Below are 19,853 nucleotides of genomic sequence, written 5' to 3'. Positions count from 1 at the left end.
CAGAAATCTAGCTAAAAAGTTTTCTCTGTAGACTATGTAATAGCGTATTACTGTGGGCATTCTCTGTTTCCGTAAGCAAAGCGGCGATCTCCTGAGCCGCCCGTTTCCCCGCCTGACCATCCCTAAACGCATCGCAATAATGGTGGCGAATCTCCTCCAGTGGCGCTTCCAGCGCAGTCCAGTCAAATGCGGATGACAGGGCGTGGCGCAACGTCTGTATATCCTGTGCCACCGGGAGAACATCGCGAATACGCTGATCAGCGCTGTCAGGAGTAGAGAAACTTTGTTGACCATCGAGCAGCGAGGGCATATCTGGCCAGCTCAATAAAATAACGCGTTTATTCATATGAATGGCGTCAAAAATAAAGCCGCTGCTGTCTGTCAGGACATAATCCGCCTGCGCGATAAGCGCCAGCAGATGCTGTGGATCGTCAATTCGGTTTTTTAAATAGCGCTGCGCCAGTGCCAGAGAGGCGGCTTCTTCCGGTCTGTGCAGGGTGCCATGATGTAGTTTGGTGACGACATTGTATTCATGACTTAACCGGCTGAGCTGTTCCGCCCAGTGAGGGAGAGAGCTTAGCGCGCCATAGGTTGGCGCATACAGGATGGTCTGCTTTTTCGCATTCAGCTTCAGGCTTTTTGGCAGCGCAGTATCGTAAGTGTGATTATGCCACTCATCGAAACGGGGATTGCCCACCACTTTGGCGCTGCCACCGATATCAAGCGCGTGCTGGCTATAGTGGCTGTAACACAGGATGCGGTGATAAAAGGCGTTCCACCAGGCATGATTCCACTCTTCTTTCGCCAGGCCATACAGGGTGCGTACATGGGTATCCGCCAGCCCGTTCAGCAGTGGCGTGTAGTAAGGGCTGACCAGGCACCGGAAGCGCTGACGGTTCTCAATGACCGCTGAAAGACGCGTACCGCCGAGCGCAGGGTCGTTGATGGCTTTAATCGTCGCGGTCATCTCATCCAGAAACGATTTAGGTATTTTGTCACTGACCAGCAGCGAGCAGGTATGGCCCATCGCCTGAAGCGCGGTAATGATAGGGCGGTAGACCGCGTAGTGCAGCGAGGTTTCCATATAGAAGCCAATGGCATCTATCTGCGTGGATGCCGTAGGAAGCGGGTTGCTTACCAGCGTATTGACGGTGGCGGGTTTCTTATTGATTTTGTTGAAGTAGTAACCGATGTTATCGGTTTCTTTTTTCTCAATATCGCTGTATCCCGCGCGCTGATAGCAGATGCTCGGATAACAGGAGAGCCATTTCCCTTCACGCAGCAGCGGCTGCCATTGTCCTTCGAGCGTATCTGAGAGGTCATGCTCCATCTGCTGAGCCAGCACCGGGTAATAGCTGCTGTTGACCAGATAGGCGCAAACCTTATTGCAGTCGCGGGCATGGATCATGCCATTGAGGCTTTTGAGTTCGCGGCCTTGTTTAATTTCTCCGCCGAGGATAACCACTTCCCACGGAAAACCAGGCAGCGCATTCAGAAGTGAATTGAGTACCCGGATATGCTTATCCTGCTTCAGGATCACGCTATCGTCTTCAAGTAGCAGGTAGTTTTTCCAGCCGTTACGCTGTGCCAGTTGCAGCGCCTGCAGATGGGACTGGCGGCGACCAGCATGGCCGTTAGTGGCAACGGACGCTGCAAGGCGGGTGATCTTTTGCGTCGGGAAATTGAGAAACGCCAGCTCTTGCTGGATGTGTGCTAAACGATCCGGGCGTGAGTCCAGATTCACGATCACCACCTGATCGATGTCATCCCACTGGATCGGCTGATGATGGGTGGCGTTATGCAGACTTTGATACCAGTTTTTCAGCATCGGGTCTGTAATCGCCTGTGCCAGCGAGGTTTCCAGCGGCTCGCTGCTGCCCAGCACAAAGTCTTTATCGAACGTATTTTGACTGTGCGAGATACAAATAATGGTGCGCTCGCCCGGCAATTGCAGCGGGTTTGCGGTGAATTGATTAGTGAATCCTTCCTCTTCGCCTAAGTTACATTCATCATCGTAACGGTGCTTTTTTAAATAATTGCGGTGGTAGCAAAAGGTGCCGTTGAGAATGTTCTGCGGGCCAAAGCTGCGGCTTTTGAACACGCGGTTGATATGGCTATACCAGATGGGGATCTGATCGGAACCTGAAATCAACGCCCGGTGGCGCTGCATCATGTCGATGGTGTAGGAGATCTTATCCGCCGGATAATAATCATCGTCATCCATACAGAGAATATATTCGCCTAACGCCAGCGCATTGAGCATGTTGCGCTTTTTTCCCAGCGTCAGTTTTTCCGCATGGTAGATATAACGAATATTGAATTTCTCCGGGTGATTCTGCGTCAGCCTGTCAATGATTGACTGATGGCTTTGTGGGGAATCATCCAGGATTACCAGCTCCCGGCGGTCGGCAGGGTAGTCCTGATAGCGGAACATATACAGCAAATAGGGTAAGAAAGCGCCGCGGTTCCACGTGGGAGTAATGACGCTGACAAACGGTTTTTCGCGACCAGTGTCGAGCGTTTTAACGATGCCGGTCAGGGCGGAACGTGCTTTGGAGGATTCAGACATGGTGATGTGTATTCGCGATTCGAAAAAGGACCGGGTATGCACCCGGCCAACAGGCGCTAACGTGTAATCAGGGAAAACGCCGAGAGCAGAGGATCTCCCGGCAGCATATCCAGAATATGCTGACGTAACGAGTGGGCATTCTCGCTGTTGCGCCACGCTTCAAACAGCGCGAAAAGGGCGTAGATTTCGTCATGGCTCAGCGTGGAATCATCCATTGTCCACAGGCAAAATAGGGTGCGAAGCATAAAGACGTCAGCTACCAGCCAGAAGAAGCGCAACAGCGCGCTTTCACTCTCGTGCTGCGGGAAGGTATCGTGATACAGGCGATAAATCAGATAGTTACTGAATATCCATGCGTCATGGGCAAAGTAGCGCTCATAGGTATTTAACCACTGATCCTGCAACTGCTGCTGAAGCATAGCTTCACTGTTTGCATCCTGGAGCATCAGCAGACTTACCTGCAGAGGTAAGGTCAGCTTGCGCGTGCTTTCCGGCAACAGATCCCAATTGAACTCACAACTGCCCATTTGGGTGATCAGCTCCCGCTGCAACTGGGGCAGGCTGGGCAGTTGCACGAACTGCTCCTGCAGTTTTCCGCTTTGCGCATGGGCGGCCAGAACCTGCGGCAGCGAGGCCAGTTTTTCAAGCATAGGATCGCTGTCGCCAGGGCATTTCTCTGAAAAAGAGAGCATGATGCCCAGCGCATACAAGCGCAGTTCCGGCGACAAACCGGGGAGCGTGATGGTATGCAGAGCAGATTGATTAAGTACCTGATCGCGTGGAGATAACGCCGGGCTGTCCGCATCGGCTGCACATTGCGAGGTATGCAGCACAAAGGCGTTGGGATCGCCTAACGCAGCCTGACAGCTGGCCGGATCGGTTAATACCAGACTCTGACGTACTTCCGTTTTCCAGCGCATTTCGGCCAGCAAAGCGGAATCCGGATGGTGGGATAAAAACAACCGGACAAAGTCAGGTTCATAACAATCAATCATACTCATAATGTGTTCTCAGCAATCCCTAAATTCAAAATCTGGCTACATCATTGCAATATCCATGCCTGAATTTTTATTTTATTTATATCAATTAGTTAGGGTGTGCGCGGAAAGTCGTTTTCCGCGTCAGGGAAGGAAGGTTTAGCGCTGGTAAATAAAATCCGGCTCGGTGCCTAAAAAAGTCTGAATAAATTCATACTGGCGGATCAGCAACTCGCCGTTTTTTTCGTTGTACGCCTTGCAGCGTTTCGCTTTTTGCTCAAGGCTCTGCCACCAACCCTCTGCGGCACTTTTTTGTAAGCCTGGCAACCAGCTAAATACCTGTTCCATCCCTGCACGATCAACGCTTACGCCCAGCAATTGCAGGATTGAGCGGCGCTGCTGGCTGCTGTTATTCAACTGCTCATAATGCTGTTGAATCGTCTCATTGACCGCCAACAGCTCTTCACTGGCGCGACGGATCATGCACAGACGTTGTTGTTCTAACTGATGTCTGAGCGCGTCATATCGCGTCCCGTCCTCCCGGATACCCTGAAGCAGCGTTTTCACCTGCTGTAGCCTGGTACTCACAATTTTGGCCTCTTATTTCTGGAAAAAGCTGAGCATGTCACCAGCCAGTTGCTGGGTATCAACCTGCATGTCGCCTGCGGCCAGCATGGCCTGCATTTGCGCCACTTTGTCGTAATCAACGTCGCTTTGCGGATCGCTGTTCAGCGTTTGCTGCGCCGTTTGCAATCCCGCCTGAGTAATATCGTCGGCGGAAAGTGTCGCGGCGCTGGAGGTAGTGGTCTGCGTGCTGCTCTTGTCTGAACGCGTCTGCCCGGTTGTAGATGCAGGGCGATCGCCTGGCAGAGTCGGGGTAATTTTCATAGCAACCTCGTACATATTTCGTTGGGTTGGTTATCTGTTATTGGCTAAAAGCGACGGTAAGAGAGGAAAACTTTAATCCCATCACAAAAAATCCCTTCACTGCTCGGCCGTCAGCGTGGTGACCACGCCGATATCGTCCACCATCCCGCTAATGATCCGCTGGCTGCTGCTGTTGCGAATTTTTATCACATCCCCTTTGCGCCCGTTCTTCAACGCCACGCCCGGCATCGAGGCGGTAATTCCGGCCGTATGGGAGACGATCATCACCGGTTGGTCGCGTTTGACCAGCACCGGTTGAACCAGTTCGCTCCGGGTAATCGGTTTGCCCGGTTGCAGGGCGCGCTTGCTGGTGAGACCAATCGCCTCATCCATATTTGTCATTAACCCTTCCCGCTGGTTGCTGATATTGAATTTTTTAAGCTGCAGGTCGTTGACCGTAATTACCGTATCTCGGGCAATCAACGACTTTGGCATCACTACCGGCACCGACACGTCGGGGCGTACCGCAACGTTAAATTGCCAGCCCGCGCTGCCCGGACAACTCACCACAAAGTTCATTCGCGTCAGGGCCATTCCTGGGGATGTGCTGGAGGTGATCTGGGGCTCTGTTGCGCATAGCGCGCTGGTGCTCACCGTTGAGGGAATATAGACGTTGAACGTGTAGCGATAGTCCTGCCACTGCTGTTTTTTCGCCAGCGCGTCAATTTCATGACCGGCGGCAGTTATGACCCGCGCGTTGATCTGTTCCCGGGCGCTGTGCTGAATGGGATGGACGGCGGCATGTGCGGGTAAGACACAGCATAACGCCAGCATTATTTCCGCGGCAAAGGGGAAAGAAGGCTTCCTTATGTCGAAGGGGAATTTCATAAAGTCATTTCTCATCAATCACTTAAAAGTTGGCATACATATTGCTAATAACAGCGATATCTACGCAGGAGTGATGTAAGAAATGGGAATCAGTTTTCAGCAGGCATTGGGTGTACATCCGCAGGCAGTGAAGTTACGTCTTGAGAGGACCGAGCTACTGACTGCGAATCTGGCAAACGTCGATACACCAAATTTCAAAGCTAAAGATATTGATTTTGCCGCTGAGATGCAACGGGCAAGTCGCACAAATGTGCTGCCCGAGGCTGACGTGAAATACCGTGTGCCGATGCAGCCCTCAGAGGATGGCAATACCGTAGAGCTGAATACCGAGCAGGCCCGGTTTTCACAAAATAGTATGGATTATCAAAGCAGTCTGACCTTTTTGAACCTGCAACTTAGCGGTATCAAAGAGGCCATCGAAGGGAAATAACCATGTCGTTTACTGATATTTACCAGATTTCCGGCTCGGCGATGACGGCGCAAACCATCCGTCTGAATACCGTCGCCAGCAACATGGCGAATGCGGAATCTCCCGCCAGCAGCGAGGCGCAGGCCTACAAGGCGCGCAGCCCGGTTTTTGCCGCGGTTTACCACAATAGCCTGATGGGTGGGCATAACCGCCATGCCATTGATGGTGCCAGCGTACAGGTACAGGACGTCATGCAAAGCGGCGGGGCGGTGAAGCGTTATGAGCCGCACCATCCGATGGCGGACCAGAACGGTTTCGTCTGGTATCCGGATGTCAATGTGGTCGAGCAAATGGCCGACATGATGTCCGCCTCACGTGATTTTGAAACTGACGTTGATGTGCTGAATAACGTCAAAAGTATGCAGCAAAGCTTACTCAAACTGGGAGAAGTGTAATGAATACCCTGACTCTGTATGCCCAATCTCAGGCGCAGGCTCCTTCTTCGGAGAATACGGCGGTGGCTGAAAATAACGTCGGCGCCACGGCGCAAAGCAGCAATCTGGGAGACAGCAGTTCTTCCTCAACGTCGTCAACAACGAATACTAGCGGGACAAGCGGTACTCCAACCACGACAACGTCCACCGAAACGTCCGCGGTTGATACGTTTTTGACGCTGTTCGTGGCTGAAATTGAAAACCAGGACCCGACCGATCCAACCGATCCTACGGCCTATATCGATCAGCTCGCCTCCATGGCGCAGGTTGCCATGATGGAAGAGATGAGCGTTGAGGCAAACACTAACGCCGTACTGATGAGCAACATTCAGGTGATGGCGCTGGGGAATATGGTCGGCGACGACATCATGGTGCAAACCACCTCGCTGGATATCGAAGACAACAGCAAAGAAATCCAGGGACGCGTGACGCTGGATGACAGTTGTACCGATGTGGATCTGCACTTTACCGATGAAGCCGGTGATGACTACACCGTGTCGCTGATCCCGCAAGGTGAAACCTCCGTCGGGCCCGGCCAGGTGGATTTCGACATCAATCCTGCGGATTACGGCATCCCGCCGGGCGATTACAGCGTATCCGTGGTGACCAATACCGGAGAAGAGGAAGTGCCGATTGAGGTGACCGGAACGGTGGAAGATGTGCGTATTCCGCTCGATGGCAGCACGCCAGTGCTCAACGTTGACGGCGTTGGCGAAGTGCCTTTCACCATGATCACCCAGTTTGGCGTTCCGGACAGCACTGATGACATCACGCCGCCGGATACTGACGACGGCGGCGATAACGCCGACAGCAACACCGTGATCTGATCTCGTTTACATTACAGGAAGAAACAATGAGTTATGAAATTGCAGCGACGGGACTGAACGCCGTCAACGAACAGCTTGATGGCATCAGTAACAACATCGCAAACTCCGGGACGGTCGGGTATAAATCGATGACCACCCAGTTCTCCGCCATGTATGCCGGAACGCAGGCGATGGGCGTGAGCGTGGCGGGTTCGGCACAAAGCATCTCCACCGGCGGCTCTATGGTTTCAACCGGCAATGCGCTGGATCTGGCGATCAACGACGATGGTTTTTTTGTGATGTGCGACAGCGCCGGGAACATCTCCTATACCCGCGCGGGTTCCTTCGTGACGGACAAAAACGGCTATATCGTCAATGCGTCCGGCGATTACCTGCAAGGCTATCCGGTTGATGACAGCGGCACGCTGCAAACCGGTACCGTTACAGATATCCAGATTAAAACCGGCAACATCCCGGCGCAGGCCACGGACAGCATGACCTTCACGGCAAACTTTGACGCCAGTGATGAAACAATCGATCGCGCAACCGTGCCGTTTGATGCCAACAACAGCGATACCTACACCGACAGCTACACCACCACCGTGTATGACTCGCTGGGTAATGAGCACTCGGTTAGCCAGTACTTTACTAAAACGGCGGATAACACCTGGGAAGTGCAATACACCTTTGATGGTGAAGCGCAGAGCGGTGTACCGCCGACTACGCTGACCTTCGACCCAAATACCGGCAAGCTGACGGCTCCAACCACACCGCAAACCATCACCTTCACCACCGATGAAGCCGCACCGATTTCAATGACGATTGACTACTCCGATTGTACTCAGTACGGCTCTGACTTCTCGGTTACCACCAATTCCGCGACCGGATACGCATCGGCAACGCAAAACGGCGTGCAGGTCGATGACGACGGTAAAGTGTACGCCACCTACAGCAACGGTGAGCGCATGCTGCAGGGCCAGGTTGTACTCGCCACCTTCCCGGATGAGAACGGACTGGAAGCCGTGAGCGGTACTGCCTGGGTACAGACGGGCGAATCCGGTACGCCGCTGATAGGTACGCCTGGCTCCGGCTCCTGCGGCACGCTCTCCTCCGGCATGCTCGAAAGCTCCAACGTGGATATCACCAACGAACTGGTCAATCTCATGACCGCCCAGCGTAACTACCAGGCGAACACCAAGGTGATTTCCACCAGTACGCAGTTGGATCAGGCTCTCTTCCAGGCGATGTAAGGCTAAGAAATGGATCGGTTGATTTATACCGCGCTGAGCGGCGCCACCCAGACGTTGCAAGAGCAGCAAATTAGCGCCAACAACCTCGCCAACGTCAACACCAATGGTTTTCGCGCGGATATGGCGATGGCGAGTAATGACAAAGTGAAGGGCGGTGGTTTTGATACGCGTTTTATGGCGAAGGAAAGTCCCAGCGGCGTCAATGACAGTACCGGCGTGGCGGAAAAAACCGAGCGCCCGCTGGACGTCGCCATTCAGGGGACGGGCTATATCGCCGTGCAGGATAAAGCCGGAAACGAGGTCTATACCCGCAACGGCAATATTCAGCAAGACGATCAGGGTCAGCTGACCATCGACGGTAACGTGGTGCTCGGAGATAACGGCCCGATTATTTTGCCGCCAAACGCGATTGCCTCTTTCGGCAGCGACGGCACGCTCTCGGTTACGCCTGACGACGGTGATGTTACCGCCACGATGGATATCGATCGGCTGAAGCTGGTGGATATCCCGGTCGCCAATCTGGCGAAAAACAGCGAGGGAATGCTGGTGACGGCGGATGGCGTACCGGCCCAGCGCGATGAAAACATCAAAGTAAGCGGCGGCTTTCTGGAAGGCAGTAACGTGTCTGCGGTGAGCGAAATGATGTCGTCCATTGCGATGAACCGCCAGTTTGAAGCGCAAATCAAGATGATGAAAACCGCTGAAGATCTCAGCGACTCCGGCAACAGGCTGCTACGCGGCTCCTGAGTCGTAGCCTTTAATCAGGGATAAAGTTTTATGAACGCAGCGTTATGGATCAGTAAAACCGGCCTGTCGGCGCAGGATGCTGAGATGAGTGCGATTGCCAACAACATCGCCAACGTCAACACCACGGGCTTTAAGCGTGACCGCGTGATGTTCCAGGATCTGTTTTATCAGACTCAGGAAGCGCCGGGCGCCATGCTCGATCAAAACAACATCATGCCGACCGGAATGCAGTTCGGTAGCGGTGTGCGCATCGTTGGAACCCAAAAAACCTTCACCGAAGGGAATGTGGAAACCACCGACAATGCGATGAACGTGGCCATCATGGGGCAGGGGTTCTGGCAGGTGCAAAAGGCCAACGGGGATATTGCGTATACCCGTGACGGCAATATGCAGATTAACGCCGACGGCGTGCTAACCAACGCCCAGGGCTTGCCGCTGCAACCGGAAATTGATGTTCCCGCTGGCGCGACCAACGTGGCATTTGGCGAAGATGGCACCGTGACGGCGATCCTGCCCGGCGACAGCGATCCGACCGAACTGGGGCAACTAACGCTGGTGAACTTCGCCAACCCGGCGGGGCTTTCAGCCGAAGGCGACAACCTGTATCTGGAAACGGCAGCCAGCGGTCAACCGACGGAAGGTATTCCGGGGGAAGATGGTCTGGGCACCTTGCAGGACAGCGCGCTGGAAGGCTCGAATGTGGATATTGTCAACGAAATGGTGGCGATGATTAACGTGCAGCGCGCCTATGAGATGAACGCCAAAATGGTCTCTGCGGCAGACGATATGCTGCAGTTTATTAGTCAGACGCTGTAATTCAAGAATGTGAAATGCCGGATAGCGGTTTCGCCTTATCCGGCAAATTTAAAGTAAACAGGCAGAACGTGAAAAATTATCTCTGGCTGGTGGTACTGCTGCCCCTGTTAAGCGGGTGCGAATCGCAGGCCCTCCTGGTCAAAAAAAATGACGAATTCTTTGCTCCTCCCAAAACCGAGTTGCCGCCAACGGCGGATGGTCGCGCGGGAGGAGTGTTCGAAACGGGTTACAAGTGGTCGCTGACGGCAGACCGCCGCGCCTATCGGGTGGGCGACATCCTGACCGTGATGCTGGAAGAATCCACCCAGTCGAGCAAACAGGCGAAAACCAATTTCGGCAAGAACAATACCGTTGATATCGGTGCACCGACTCTTTTTGGGCATACCAAAGATAATCTTTCCGCTTCCGTGGACGCCAATCGCGACTTCAACGGGACGGCGACCTCGCAGCAGCAAAACAGTTTACGTGGCGAAATTACGGTGTCGGTGCACTCGGTACAGTCGAACGGCATTCTGGAAATTCGCGGTGAAAAATGGCTCACCCTCAACCAGGGGGATGAGTACATTCGCCTGAGTGGTCTGGTGCGCGCCGATGATATTCAAAACGACAACTCCGTTTCATCGCAGCGCATTGCCGATGCGCGTATCTCCTATGCGGGCCGTGGCGCATTGAGCGATGCCAATGCGGCGGGCTGGCTGACGCGTCTGTTTAACCATCCTCTCTTCCCGATCTAATGCAGGATTTTAATATGCAACACATAAGCGGGCGCTGGATGAAGGCGTTAAACGGCATCGTTATCGCCCTGAGCCTGGTGCTGCCCGGCACTACGCAGGCGCAATCTCTGGAGTCGCTGGTCAACGTCCAGGGGATCAGGGAAAACCAACTTGTTGGCTACAGCCTGGTGGTGGGGCTGGACGGAACCGGGGATAAAAACCAGGTCAAATTCACGAACCAAACTATTACCAACATGCTGCGCCAGTTCGGGGTACAACTGCCGGGTAAAATCGATCCGAAGGTGAAAAACGTCGCGGCGGTAGCGGTCAGCGCGATGCTGCCGCCAATGTACTCGCGTGGGCAGACCATTGATGTCACGGTCTCGTCGATTGGCGATGCCAAAAGCCTGCGCGGCGGTACGTTATTGCTCACCCAGCTACATGGCGCAGATGGGGAGGTTTATGCCCTTGCACAAGGGAGCGTGGTGGTGGGCGGGATGAACGCGACCGGGGCTAGCGGCTCCAGCGTGACCGTGAATACCCCCACAGCCGGACTGATACCGAATGGCGCGTCAGTCGAACGTGAAATTCCCAGCGATTTCCAGATGGGTGACACCATTACGCTTAATCTGAAACGTCCCTCCTTTAAAGATGCCAATAACATTGCGGCGGCGATCAACGCTTCGTTTGGCGGCATTGCTACGGCACAAAGCTCGACCAACGTCAGCGTCCGCGCGCCAACCAGCCCAGGGGCACGCGTTGCCTTTATGTCTCAGTTAGATGACGTCCAGGTTCAGGCAGAAAAAGTACGCGCCCGCGTGGTGTTTAACTCGCGTACCGGCACGGTGGTGATGGGGGATGGTATTGCCCTGCACGCGGCGGCGGTATCGCATGGCAGCCTGACGGTTTCCATCAATGAAAGCAGCAACGTCAGCCAGCCGAATGCCTTTGCCGGTGGTCGTACGGCGGTGACGCCGCAGAGCAATATTTCGGTGAATCACGCCCGACCGGGGATGATTACGCTGCCTGAATCCAGCAGCCTGAAAACGCTGGTTAATGCGCTCAACAGTCTCGGGGCCACGCCGGACGACATTATGTCCATTTTACAGGCCCTGCATGAAGCCGGGGCACTGGATGCCGATCTGGAGGTCATTTAATGGCCGACATCAAAGTGAATCATAGCGGGGGCATTGACGGTAGCGATGCGTTAATGGGCCCGAAAATTAAAGATAACGATTTGCAGAAAGCCGCCCAGCAGTTTGAAGCCATTTTCTTACGCAACATGCTGAAAGAAATGCGTAAAACCAATGAGATCTTCGACTCCAAAGATAACCCGTTTAACAGCGACTCGGTGCGCATGATGCAGGGGTTTTACGACGATCAGTTATGTAACAGCCTGGCCCAGCAGCACGGTATTGGGATTGCGGCGATGATCGTTAAACAGCTCTCCCCGCATCACAAAGGATAAAGGTTGCGCGGCGGCTTAAGAACTGAGGTTTTTTCGCCGCTTTTAATCGGCAAGGTTGTTAACGACAGACCGGGGAACTGACCGGCGAGGACTCTTTGATGGACATGATTAACATTGGCTACAGCGGCGCATCTACTGCGCAGGTGGAGCTTAACGTAACGGCGCAAAACACGGCGAACGCCATGACCGACGGTTATACCCGGCAGGTGGCTGTCACCAGTACTATTGGCGCAAGCTCAGGCTCGGCGAACAGTGCGGGTAACGGTGTGCAGGTGGACAGTATTCGCCGGGTATCCAACCAGTATCAGGTGAACCAGGTCTGGTATGCCGCCAGCGATTACGGCTATTACAACACCCAGCAGACGTATTTAACTCAACTGGAAACCGTGCTCAGTGATGATAACAGCAGCCTGAGCGGCGGCTTTGACAACTTTTTTGCCGCGCTAAACGCAGCCACCACCAGCCCGGATGACTCTGCTCTGCGTGAGCAGGTGATCAGCGAGTCTGGCGCGCTGGCGCTGCGCGTGGATAACACCCTCGATTATATCGATTCGCAAAGCAGTGAAATCGTTAGTCAGGAGCAGGCGATGGTGGCGCAGGTGAATACGCTTACCAGCGGTATTGCCAGCTACAACCAGCAGATCACTGAAGCCGAAGCCAACGGGGATAACGCGTCTGCGCTCTACGATGCGCGCGACCAGATGGTGGAAGAACTGAGCGGCATCATGGATGTTCAGGTCAATATTGATGATGAAGGTAACTACAACGTCACGCTGCAAAACGGTCAGCCGTTGGTGAGCGGGCAAGAGAGTTCCACCCTCGAACTGGAAACCAACGCCGACGGCACGCAGAGCATGTCGCTGACGTTCGCCGGAACCACGTCATCCATGAACACTGATACCGGCGGCTCGCTGGGCGCGCTGTTTGATTATCAGAATGAGGTACTGACGCCATTGACGGGGACGATTAACAGCATGGCAGAGCAGTTTGCCGATGCGGTTAACACCCAACTGGCGCAGGGCTACGACCTGAACGGAAATCCCGGCGAGCCGCTGTTTATTTATGACGAAAACTCCTCGGATGGCCCGCTGGAAGTGAACCCCGATATCACCGCCGATGAGCTGGCGTTTTCCAGTTCGCCGGATGAAAGCGGCAACAGCGATAACCTGCAGGCGCTGATCAACCTCTCAACCGAACCGTTAGATATCGAGGGGCTTGGTAGCGTAACCGTGGGCGAAGCCTGTTCATCAATCATCAGTAACATCGGTATTTACAGCCAGCAAAACCAGACGGAAGCGGAAGCGGCGGCGAACGTGTACTCCGAAGCACAGAACCAGCAGAGCAGCGTCAGCGGCGTCAGCATGGATGAAGAAGCGGTAAACCTCATTACCTACCAGCAAATTTACGAGGCCAACCTCAAAGTTATCTCAACGGGCGCAGATATTTTCGACTCTGTGCTGGAAATGTGTAGTTAATCTGGAGGGCTATTATCATGCGCGTGTCTACCCAACAATCCTATGTGTCTATGACGCAGAGTTTTAACGACCTTTCCAGCGATCTTTCCCACGTTGTCACGCAGATGGCGACAGGGAAAAGTATTCTGCTGCCGTCAGACGATCCTATCGCTGCGACACGAATCACCCAGCTTAACCGCCAGCAATCGGCTCTCGATCAGTATCAAACTAATATTGATTCCGCCTCGGCGGGGATGAGCCAGCAGGAGTCTATTCTGGATGGCGTCAACAACGATCTGTTAGCGATTCGCGACGATCTGCTGGAGGCCGCCAACGGCACCAACACCGCCGAGTCGTTATCAAGCCTGGGGCAGGATATTCAGTCGATGACCGAAGCGATGGTCTCGGCGCTGAATTATCAGGATGAAGACGGTCACTATGTGTTTGGCGGGACGGTGAACGATCAACCGCCCATTGTCGCAGTAGATGAGGACGGTGACGGGGTGACCGACAGTTATACCTATCAGGGTAACGACGATCATCGCCAGACCACGGTGTCCAATGGCGTTGAGGTTGATACCAATGTGGCAGTCAGCGATTTCTTCGGCGATAGCCTCGACGTTCTGAACACTCTGACGTCGTTGTCGAAAGAATTACAGGATCCGTCGGTTGACCCTGCCGATCCACAGGTGCAAAGCGATATTCAAAATGCCATTGATACGGTGGATGTGGCCTCAGACGCGCTCAACGCTTCTATAGCCACCATTGGTGAAACGCAGAATACGATGAGCATGCTGAGCAGTGCTCAGACGGATATCACTACCTCCAACGATCAGCTTATCAGTCAGTTGAGCGATCTGGATTATGGCCCAGCCTCCATTACCTTTACCGGTCTGGAAATGGCGATGGAAGCCACTTTAAAAACCTACTCCAAAGTGAGTGAGTTAAACCTTTTCAGTGTGATTTAACAGTTAGCAGTAGCTCAGGAATAGTATGCAGGTCGGTTTAAATACAACATCACTCTCCGGTAGCGGAGCGCTTAATCCTTCTGTGCAGCAGCATACCGTTGCGCAGAATGCCCCTGTCCGTCAAAAGTTACCCGCAACGGCGAGTGATTACCCGGCCTCACCCCTTATTACTACCCGGCCTCAGCGCTACAGCGTGCAGCTTAACGATCAGCTCACCACGCTGCAGCAAGCTGACCACTACCTGGGTCAACTGGAGCAGCATTTGCTGGACTTTCGTCACGCTTCTCGCCGCGGCGGACAGGCGCTGCAGCAGAAGGGGGCTGAACTAACTCAGTGGCTGGAAAAACGGCCAGCATTGTCCGGTGATGCGGTCGACAGGCAGTTGCGTCCGGTTTTACAGGGTGAGGCACGCGTCACTTTTCACTCGCCTGAACTGGCGCAGATGCTGCAAAAAAACGCGATAAGTTCACGCATGTTCAGTGTTTCTGACGGGCGGCAGACGCAGCACTCTGCGGTGGTGGTAGGCGAGGACCTGGATCCTGGTCAATACAAAATGATGATGAGCAACGCACTGCGCCGTGTCGGTGTACAGGTGCACGATCAGCAGGGGGCGCTGAGCTTTTCCACGACGGAAAAGCAATGGCAGCAGATCCAACAAACCCTGAGCGTACGTGATGTTGACGCGAAGTCCTCGGCGTTTACTCTGCTAAAGACATTTGCCGATCCCTCTCGTTCAGATGAGCTTCTGCAACATATCGCGCAGGGCAGTTCCCGCACTCAGGATGGGTTACAGCAGGCGCTGGATGCGATTGGCGATCAGCGCGCGCAAATGGCCGCGCAGCAGGAGAAGGCCCGGCAGCTGATTGACGGTATGGCGCGTTTTCCACAGGCAGAAAGTGCGGTTAAAGCATCTGAATCACTGGGCGGGGTACTGGATCATGCTAATCACAACTATCAGGTTTTAGCCCAGGCGGTCAACGGACAAGCCCGGCTTTCCAGCCAGACTGTCCGTAGCTTATTAAGTTAATTCTGCTGACAAGATGTTGTCGAAAAGGTAAATGCCGAGGGGTCTGTGATTAACAGGCCTCCTACATCCTGAGTGAAGAGCAAATTTTGCTGCGGGTTTAAATGAATCCACCACGTATGAAGGTTATGCTCAACAATAAAGGAACTGAAATTGGATAAGCGGAGATCGTTATTATCCGCTTTCGCATCGCTAAAATGAAGCTCACCTTGTTGAGATGATTCTGTAGAACGATTAAGGCAAGTGGAGATCTCGAATACTGAAGGAACCTGGTTATTATGTTCCAAAGGGATGAGCGTAAGGGCCGTATCCTTGTGTTGTGGGCTCAGAATAAGTTGGTAATGTGCATTCCTTCCGGCGTTAAGATCATAATAGGCAATAACCGCGTGCTCAATGTGGGCATGGGCCAGAAAACTAAAAAATAGGGAGGAAATAGCCAGGATATAAAAAGCGTAATTATTTGCATTTTGGCATTTCATTTAACATTTTCTCCACTTCTTTAATTAAAATACCATTCATTTCGTTATCTTTATTTAGCCAGTTATCAAAGCTTAGTGCTAACTGCCAGCTATCATTGCATTGATTGCTCATCACAATATCAAGTGCGAGTTTGTTCAATGAGACCCGATAATAAAGGGTCATCGAGGCGCTATGCGCGACCAACAGTTGATTGATTTGCTCTATACCAGGAAGAATATGTTTTGAAACAAGCGATAACGATTTCTTATTCTCACCTGGATCGTAAAGTTGATAGACCGTAATACGGTTGGCATTTTCAAGCGTTTCTTTAACCAGTTGTGGAGTTTCTTCCGTTTTAGTGGATGACGGCGCTTTAAAATATGAGATCAGTGCAAACAGCGACAGAGCGACAACGATAACGGGCAAGGTAATCAGAACAGCCCGATAAGGATGATGTTTGGTTGCCAGTTTTTTCTTGCTGACTTCATGTAATGAACTGTTATTTAAAGTTATTTTTTCTGTTGTTGTTGATGGCAGTTGCTCCTCAGACGCGAGGGTTTCAACCACCTCAGCATTCTCTTCGGTTACCTCACTGGCGCTGTCATCAACCTTATTTTCATTAGGAGCAATGATTTCAGTTAGATAGAGTTTATTAAACAAATACCCTTTTTTTGGTATGGTTTTTATAATTTCTTGTTGTTTACCATCATCATCAATAGCGACGCGCAGGGCGTGAACGGCTGTCGGCAGACTATTTCCACCGACGATGCGATTCTTCCAGACAGCGGTCATTAAAAATGAACGAGATAAAACAACATCGGCATTTTTAGCTAATGTCTCTAACAGAATAAAATGGTATTCGCCCAGGCGACGTATCTCACCTGTTTCACAGTGGATTAACGCATTAAGCGAAGAGTCCATCCGCCAATTGTTGACTACAATACTCATGGTTTATTATACCCGCGCAAGATTTTTTTATCCCTGGTGTCACACCGTTAAAAATCAGTGCATTAAAATTCTGGAGAAATTGAGATGTCTTCTGCCTGAGAAACAGCAGGTAAATCGGTATTGAGTGTTTTTTATGCTGTGCAAAAGAGGATTGGAAATGTAGCGAAAGTGTCTGAGACTCACAATATAAAAATACATGGCATTTGCAACCAAATGTAAAATAAAGTTATAACCAGGTTCTTTAAAACATTTTTATCTAAGCATAATCTTATTTTTATCATAAGGTTAACATAGCAGGTGCGTAATCGATCGGGTCGTTATTAGATATTTCTAATAATCTTTTAATTAAATCTTGATTGAGATCTTCCTTATGCAGTGATTGTTTTGGTGAGGAGCACGGAAAGCTAAAATAGAGGTGGGAGACGTTTTATCTCTCGCGTTAACGATGTTGTGCAAGGCGTAAAAAATTTTTCTGCAGCGCTTTAAGTTTTCCGAAGGGGTGGTCGTTTTTACAGAGTATCGAAACGAAAACGATTATTCCCAAGGAGCAGTACCATGTTATCGATTAATACTAATACCGCATCAATGTCCGCTGTTAACGCTATCAACAAAAGCAGCGCATCACTGTCTACTTCTATGGAACGTCTGGCGACAGGTAACCGTATTAACTCTTCTGCAGATGATGCTGCGGGCAAACAGATTGCCAACCGTCTGACTGCGCAGTCCAGCGGTATGGGCGTTGCGCTGAGCAACATTCAGGACGCGACTGCGATGCTGCAAACTGCAGACAGCATGTTTGACGAAATGACCGACGTACTGGGCCGTATGAAAGACCTGTCCACTCAGGCAGCGAACGGAACCTACAGCGACGAAGATTTGCAGGCGATGCAGGACGAATACGACGAACTGGGTCAGCAGATGTCCGATATGCTGCAGAACACCACTTACGGCGGCACCAACCTGTTCGGTGTTTCCGGTACCAGCAACACCGGCAAAGACGGTCTGTTCCAGGGGGCGGTAACCTTCCAGGTTGGTGCTGAATCTTCTGACACCATGACCGTTGATATCTCCAGCCAACTGGACTCTCTGGTTACCGATTTAAAAAGCGTTAGCAACTCTTTCGAAGCTGATCAGTTAGATGCGACCGGTACTGCAGGCATTTCCGGTGGTACTGAGCTGACCGCTTCTGGTTCTGCAAACCAGATGATCACTACTATCCAGACTGCAATGGACGACGTGTCTAAGATCCAGTCCAAACTGGGTGCATCTATCAACCGTCTGAACGATACCGCCGCTAACCTGACCAGCATGCAGGACAACACTGAAGTGGCGATCGGTAACATTATGGATACCGACTACGCGACGGAAGCGTCCAACATGACCCAGCAACAGGTGCTGATGCAAACCGGCATCACCATGCTGAAGCAGTCCAACAGCATGTCCAGCATGGTTTCCAGCCTGCTGCAGTAATTCCTGACTTAACGTCATTTCCAACACCGCCACCCGGCGGTGTTGTGCTTTCAGCGACCTGGCTTTTACCTGGAAACCTTCCTGGGGAAGGGAAAATTCATTTCCGCTACTAAGTTAACTCACTGAATTTTAATTGTAAAAATTATTGGCATGTATTTTGCTTTTACATAAATAACGTTGCACGGAGTCATTGATCATGAGCTATACGAGTCCGATCCAAAAATTAGCACAACAATTTGCCTACGCCGATATTGCCACCCAGGCGACGAATCTGCAGAACCAACAGAACGAGTTGAATGCTGAGAGCAGCGGTCTGGACTCGCTAAGTACCGCGCTGACTGATTTTCAGACGGCAATCGATGCGCTGAACAGCGACACCGACGGCCCACTGACGTTTTCCGCCACCACAAATAATGAGTCGAATACGGTGTCGGCTAACTCGCAGGCACAGGCGGGGACCTATTCATTTTATGTTTCGCAGTTAGCTCAGGGGCAACAAACCACGTTCAGCATGAGCGACGATACTTACGCCGCGACGGGTTCATTTGAGATAACCATGGATGACGGCACAACCATGGATATTGACCTGTCTACGGTCGATGAGGATGGCGATAACTGTGTTGATGCCAGTGAACTGGTTGATGCGATTAATAACTCGGACGATAACCCAGGCGTGTCGGCGGCATTGGTTAAGACCGACGGCACGACCACCATCATGCTGACCTCTGATACCACCGGTGAGCAAAGCGGTTTTTCGGTGAGCGTTTCGGGTAACACCGATCTGGCTACGGCGGAATCCTCCAGTGAACAACAGATAACGCAAGCGCAGGACGCCATTATTCACCTCGGTAACGAGGATGGCCCTGCGATCACCAGCAGCACCAATACCTTTGACGATGTGATCCCCGGCGTGACGATGACTTTTTCTGAGGTTAGCGATCCTGATGATCCTAACGATGTGACCACTTTTACCGTCGCGGAAGACTCCAGCGGATCGCAGGCCAAAGTACAGACCTTTGTTGATGCCTACAACACCTTGGTCGACACCATCGATTCACTGACCAGCTATGGCGATGACGACACGGCGTCCGGGGTTTTTGCGGGTGACGCCGGGATGAATTCGCTGGCAAATCAGATGGATGATATTGCTCACGCGTCTTACGGTGGCGTGTCGATTGTTGATTATGGCATCACGCTGGATTCCGACGGTCACTTACAAATTGACTCCACTCAGTTCAGCGAAGCAATGGAAGAAAACCCGGACGGTTTGACCGCTATTTTTGTCGGGGAGGACAGCATGGTCGCGCAGATGGACGACCTGATGGAAAGCTATCTGGATTCCAGCAACGGCATCATCGCCCTGCGCCAGGAAAACATTGATGACCAGCAGAGCAAAATTCAGGACGAAAGCGATCAGCTGACTGAAACCTATAACACCAACTACGAGCGCTATGTGGAAGAGTACACCAATACGCTGGTGGAAACGTACACCATGAAAATGAGTATGGCCGCGTTTATGTAACCGG

General features: G+C 52.2%; 21 protein-coding genes. 14 read left to right on the top strand and 7 right to left on the bottom strand.

What is annotated here, in order from left to right:
- Positions 1 to 7: 7 nt before the first annotated feature.
- From HVZ52_RS18225 to flgA, 5 genes are all read right to left on the bottom strand, one after another.
- A complete protein-coding gene (locus tag HVZ52_RS18225; RefSeq protein ID WP_181598559.1) occupies positions 8 to 2,569 on the bottom strand; it encodes a glycosyltransferase in 2,562 nt (853 codons plus the stop codon).
- A gap of 56 nt (positions 2,570 to 2,625) precedes the next feature.
- A complete protein-coding gene (locus HVZ52_RS18220; protein ID WP_181598558.1) occupies positions 2,626 to 3,570 on the bottom strand; it encodes a lysine-N-methylase in 945 nt (314 codons plus the stop codon).
- A 135-nt stretch (positions 3,571 to 3,705) separates the two neighbouring features.
- The gene (locus HVZ52_RS18215; protein WP_046275405.1) at positions 3,706 to 4,134 is read right to left on the bottom strand and encodes a flagellar protein FlgN; all 429 of its coding nucleotides are present in this window, start codon (positions 4,132 to 4,134) and stop codon (positions 3,706 to 3,708) included.
- A gap of 12 nt (positions 4,135 to 4,146) precedes the next feature.
- Positions 4,147 to 4,434 (bottom strand): flagellar biosynthesis anti-sigma factor FlgM, encoded by a 288-nt coding sequence (flgM, locus tag HVZ52_RS18210; protein WP_016151838.1) that lies wholly within the window; start codon positions 4,432 to 4,434, stop codon positions 4,147 to 4,149.
- Between the two features lie 96 nt (positions 4,435 to 4,530).
- Entirely contained in the window at positions 4,531 to 5,301 is a 771-nt protein-coding gene (flgA, locus tag HVZ52_RS18205; protein ID WP_181598557.1) for a flagellar basal body P-ring formation chaperone FlgA, read from the bottom strand.
- A gap of 82 nt (positions 5,302 to 5,383) precedes the next feature.
- Here flgA and flgB point away from each other — a divergent pair, with 82 nt between their 5' ends.
- The 12 genes from flgB to HVZ52_RS18145 all read left to right on the top strand — a co-directional run bounded on the left by flgB (position 5,384) and on the right by HVZ52_RS18145 (position 15,453).
- Positions 5,384 to 5,731 (top strand): flagellar basal body rod protein FlgB, encoded by a 348-nt coding sequence (flgB, locus tag HVZ52_RS18200; RefSeq protein ID WP_016151840.1) that lies wholly within the window; start codon positions 5,384 to 5,386, stop codon positions 5,729 to 5,731.
- Positions 5,732 to 5,733: 2 nt separating this feature from the next.
- Positions 5,734 to 6,165, top strand: a complete 432-nt coding sequence (flgC, locus tag HVZ52_RS18195) for a flagellar basal body rod protein FlgC (RefSeq protein ID WP_016151841.1) — start codon at positions 5,734 to 5,736, stop codon at positions 6,163 to 6,165.
- A complete protein-coding gene (locus tag HVZ52_RS18190) occupies positions 6,165 to 7,031 on the top strand; it encodes a flagellar hook capping FlgD N-terminal domain-containing protein (protein WP_046275407.1) in 867 nt (288 codons plus the stop codon). Before flgC ends, HVZ52_RS18190 begins: the two co-directional genes overlap by 1 nt.
- 26 nt (positions 7,032 to 7,057) lie before the next feature.
- The gene (flgE, locus tag HVZ52_RS18185; protein WP_019076087.1) at positions 7,058 to 8,260 is read left to right on the top strand and encodes a flagellar hook protein FlgE; all 1,203 of its coding nucleotides are present in this window, start codon (positions 7,058 to 7,060) and stop codon (positions 8,258 to 8,260) included.
- A gap of 9 nt (positions 8,261 to 8,269) precedes the next feature.
- A complete protein-coding gene (locus HVZ52_RS18180; protein ID WP_016151844.1) occupies positions 8,270 to 9,007 on the top strand; it encodes a flagellar basal body rod protein FlgF in 738 nt (245 codons plus the stop codon).
- Between the two features lie 30 nt (positions 9,008 to 9,037).
- A complete protein-coding gene (flgG, locus tag HVZ52_RS18175; protein WP_019076088.1) occupies positions 9,038 to 9,823 on the top strand; it encodes a flagellar basal-body rod protein FlgG in 786 nt (261 codons plus the stop codon).
- Positions 9,824 to 9,891: 68 nt separating this feature from the next.
- Positions 9,892 to 10,557, top strand: a complete 666-nt coding sequence (flgH, locus tag HVZ52_RS18170) for a flagellar basal body L-ring protein FlgH (RefSeq protein WP_029139421.1) — start codon at positions 9,892 to 9,894, stop codon at positions 10,555 to 10,557.
- A gap of 14 nt (positions 10,558 to 10,571) precedes the next feature.
- On the top strand, positions 10,572 to 11,693 hold the full coding sequence (locus tag HVZ52_RS18165) for a flagellar basal body P-ring protein FlgI (RefSeq protein ID WP_016151847.1): 1,122 nt from the start codon (positions 10,572 to 10,574) through the stop codon (positions 11,691 to 11,693).
- A gap of 8 nt (positions 11,694 to 11,701) precedes the next feature.
- The gene (locus HVZ52_RS18160) at positions 11,702 to 12,004 is read left to right on the top strand and encodes a rod-binding protein (protein ID WP_029139422.1); all 303 of its coding nucleotides are present in this window, start codon (positions 11,702 to 11,704) and stop codon (positions 12,002 to 12,004) included.
- 98 nt (positions 12,005 to 12,102) lie between these two features.
- Positions 12,103 to 13,479: a flagellar hook-associated protein FlgK gene (gene flgK / locus HVZ52_RS18155; RefSeq protein WP_065554271.1), complete on the top strand. Its 1,377-nt coding sequence runs from the start codon at positions 12,103 to 12,105 to the stop codon at positions 13,477 to 13,479.
- A gap of 17 nt (positions 13,480 to 13,496) precedes the next feature.
- Positions 13,497 to 14,426, top strand: coding sequence for a flagellar hook-associated protein FlgL (gene flgL / locus HVZ52_RS18150; RefSeq protein WP_019076091.1), 930 nt, complete (start codon positions 13,497 to 13,499; stop codon positions 14,424 to 14,426).
- A 25-nt stretch (positions 14,427 to 14,451) separates the two neighbouring features.
- Entirely contained in the window at positions 14,452 to 15,453 is a 1,002-nt protein-coding gene (locus tag HVZ52_RS18145) for a hypothetical protein (protein ID WP_046275411.1), read from the top strand.
- On the opposite strand, the gene HVZ52_RS18140 is transcribed toward HVZ52_RS18145, so the two are convergent.
- Both HVZ52_RS18140 and HVZ52_RS18135 read right to left on the bottom strand, forming a co-directional pair.
- The gene (locus HVZ52_RS18140; RefSeq protein WP_181598556.1) at positions 15,450 to 15,929 is read right to left on the bottom strand and encodes a hypothetical protein; all 480 of its coding nucleotides are present in this window, start codon (positions 15,927 to 15,929) and stop codon (positions 15,450 to 15,452) included. The genes HVZ52_RS18145 and HVZ52_RS18140 overlap by 4 nt on opposite strands.
- Positions 15,907 to 16,857 carry a winged helix-turn-helix domain-containing protein gene (locus HVZ52_RS18135; RefSeq protein WP_053389946.1) on the bottom strand — a complete coding sequence of 317 codons (951 nt, stop codon included), beginning with the start codon at positions 16,855 to 16,857 and terminating at the stop codon, positions 15,907 to 15,909. The genes HVZ52_RS18140 and HVZ52_RS18135 overlap by 23 nt, the downstream gene beginning before the upstream one ends.
- A gap of 555 nt (positions 16,858 to 17,412) precedes the next feature.
- On the opposite strand from HVZ52_RS18135, the gene lafA reads away from it, so the two are divergent.
- Positions 17,413 to 18,327 (top strand): lateral flagellin LafA, encoded by a 915-nt coding sequence (gene lafA, locus HVZ52_RS18130; RefSeq protein WP_049040787.1) that lies wholly within the window; start codon positions 17,413 to 17,415, stop codon positions 18,325 to 18,327.
- Positions 18,328 to 18,523: 196 nt separating this feature from the next.
- The gene (gene fliD / locus HVZ52_RS18125; RefSeq protein WP_049040790.1) at positions 18,524 to 19,849 is read left to right on the top strand and encodes a flagellar filament capping protein FliD; all 1,326 of its coding nucleotides are present in this window, start codon (positions 18,524 to 18,526) and stop codon (positions 19,847 to 19,849) included.
- Positions 19,850 to 19,853: the final 4 nt, after the last annotated feature.

The organism is Citrobacter sp. RHB36-C18 (genome assembly GCF_013814485.1).
GTDB lineage: Bacteria > Pseudomonadota > Gammaproteobacteria > Enterobacterales > Enterobacteriaceae > Citrobacter > Citrobacter braakii.
The sequence above is the reverse complement of the archived record's forward strand: the minus strand, read 5'-3'. Positions and strand labels throughout refer to the sequence as shown.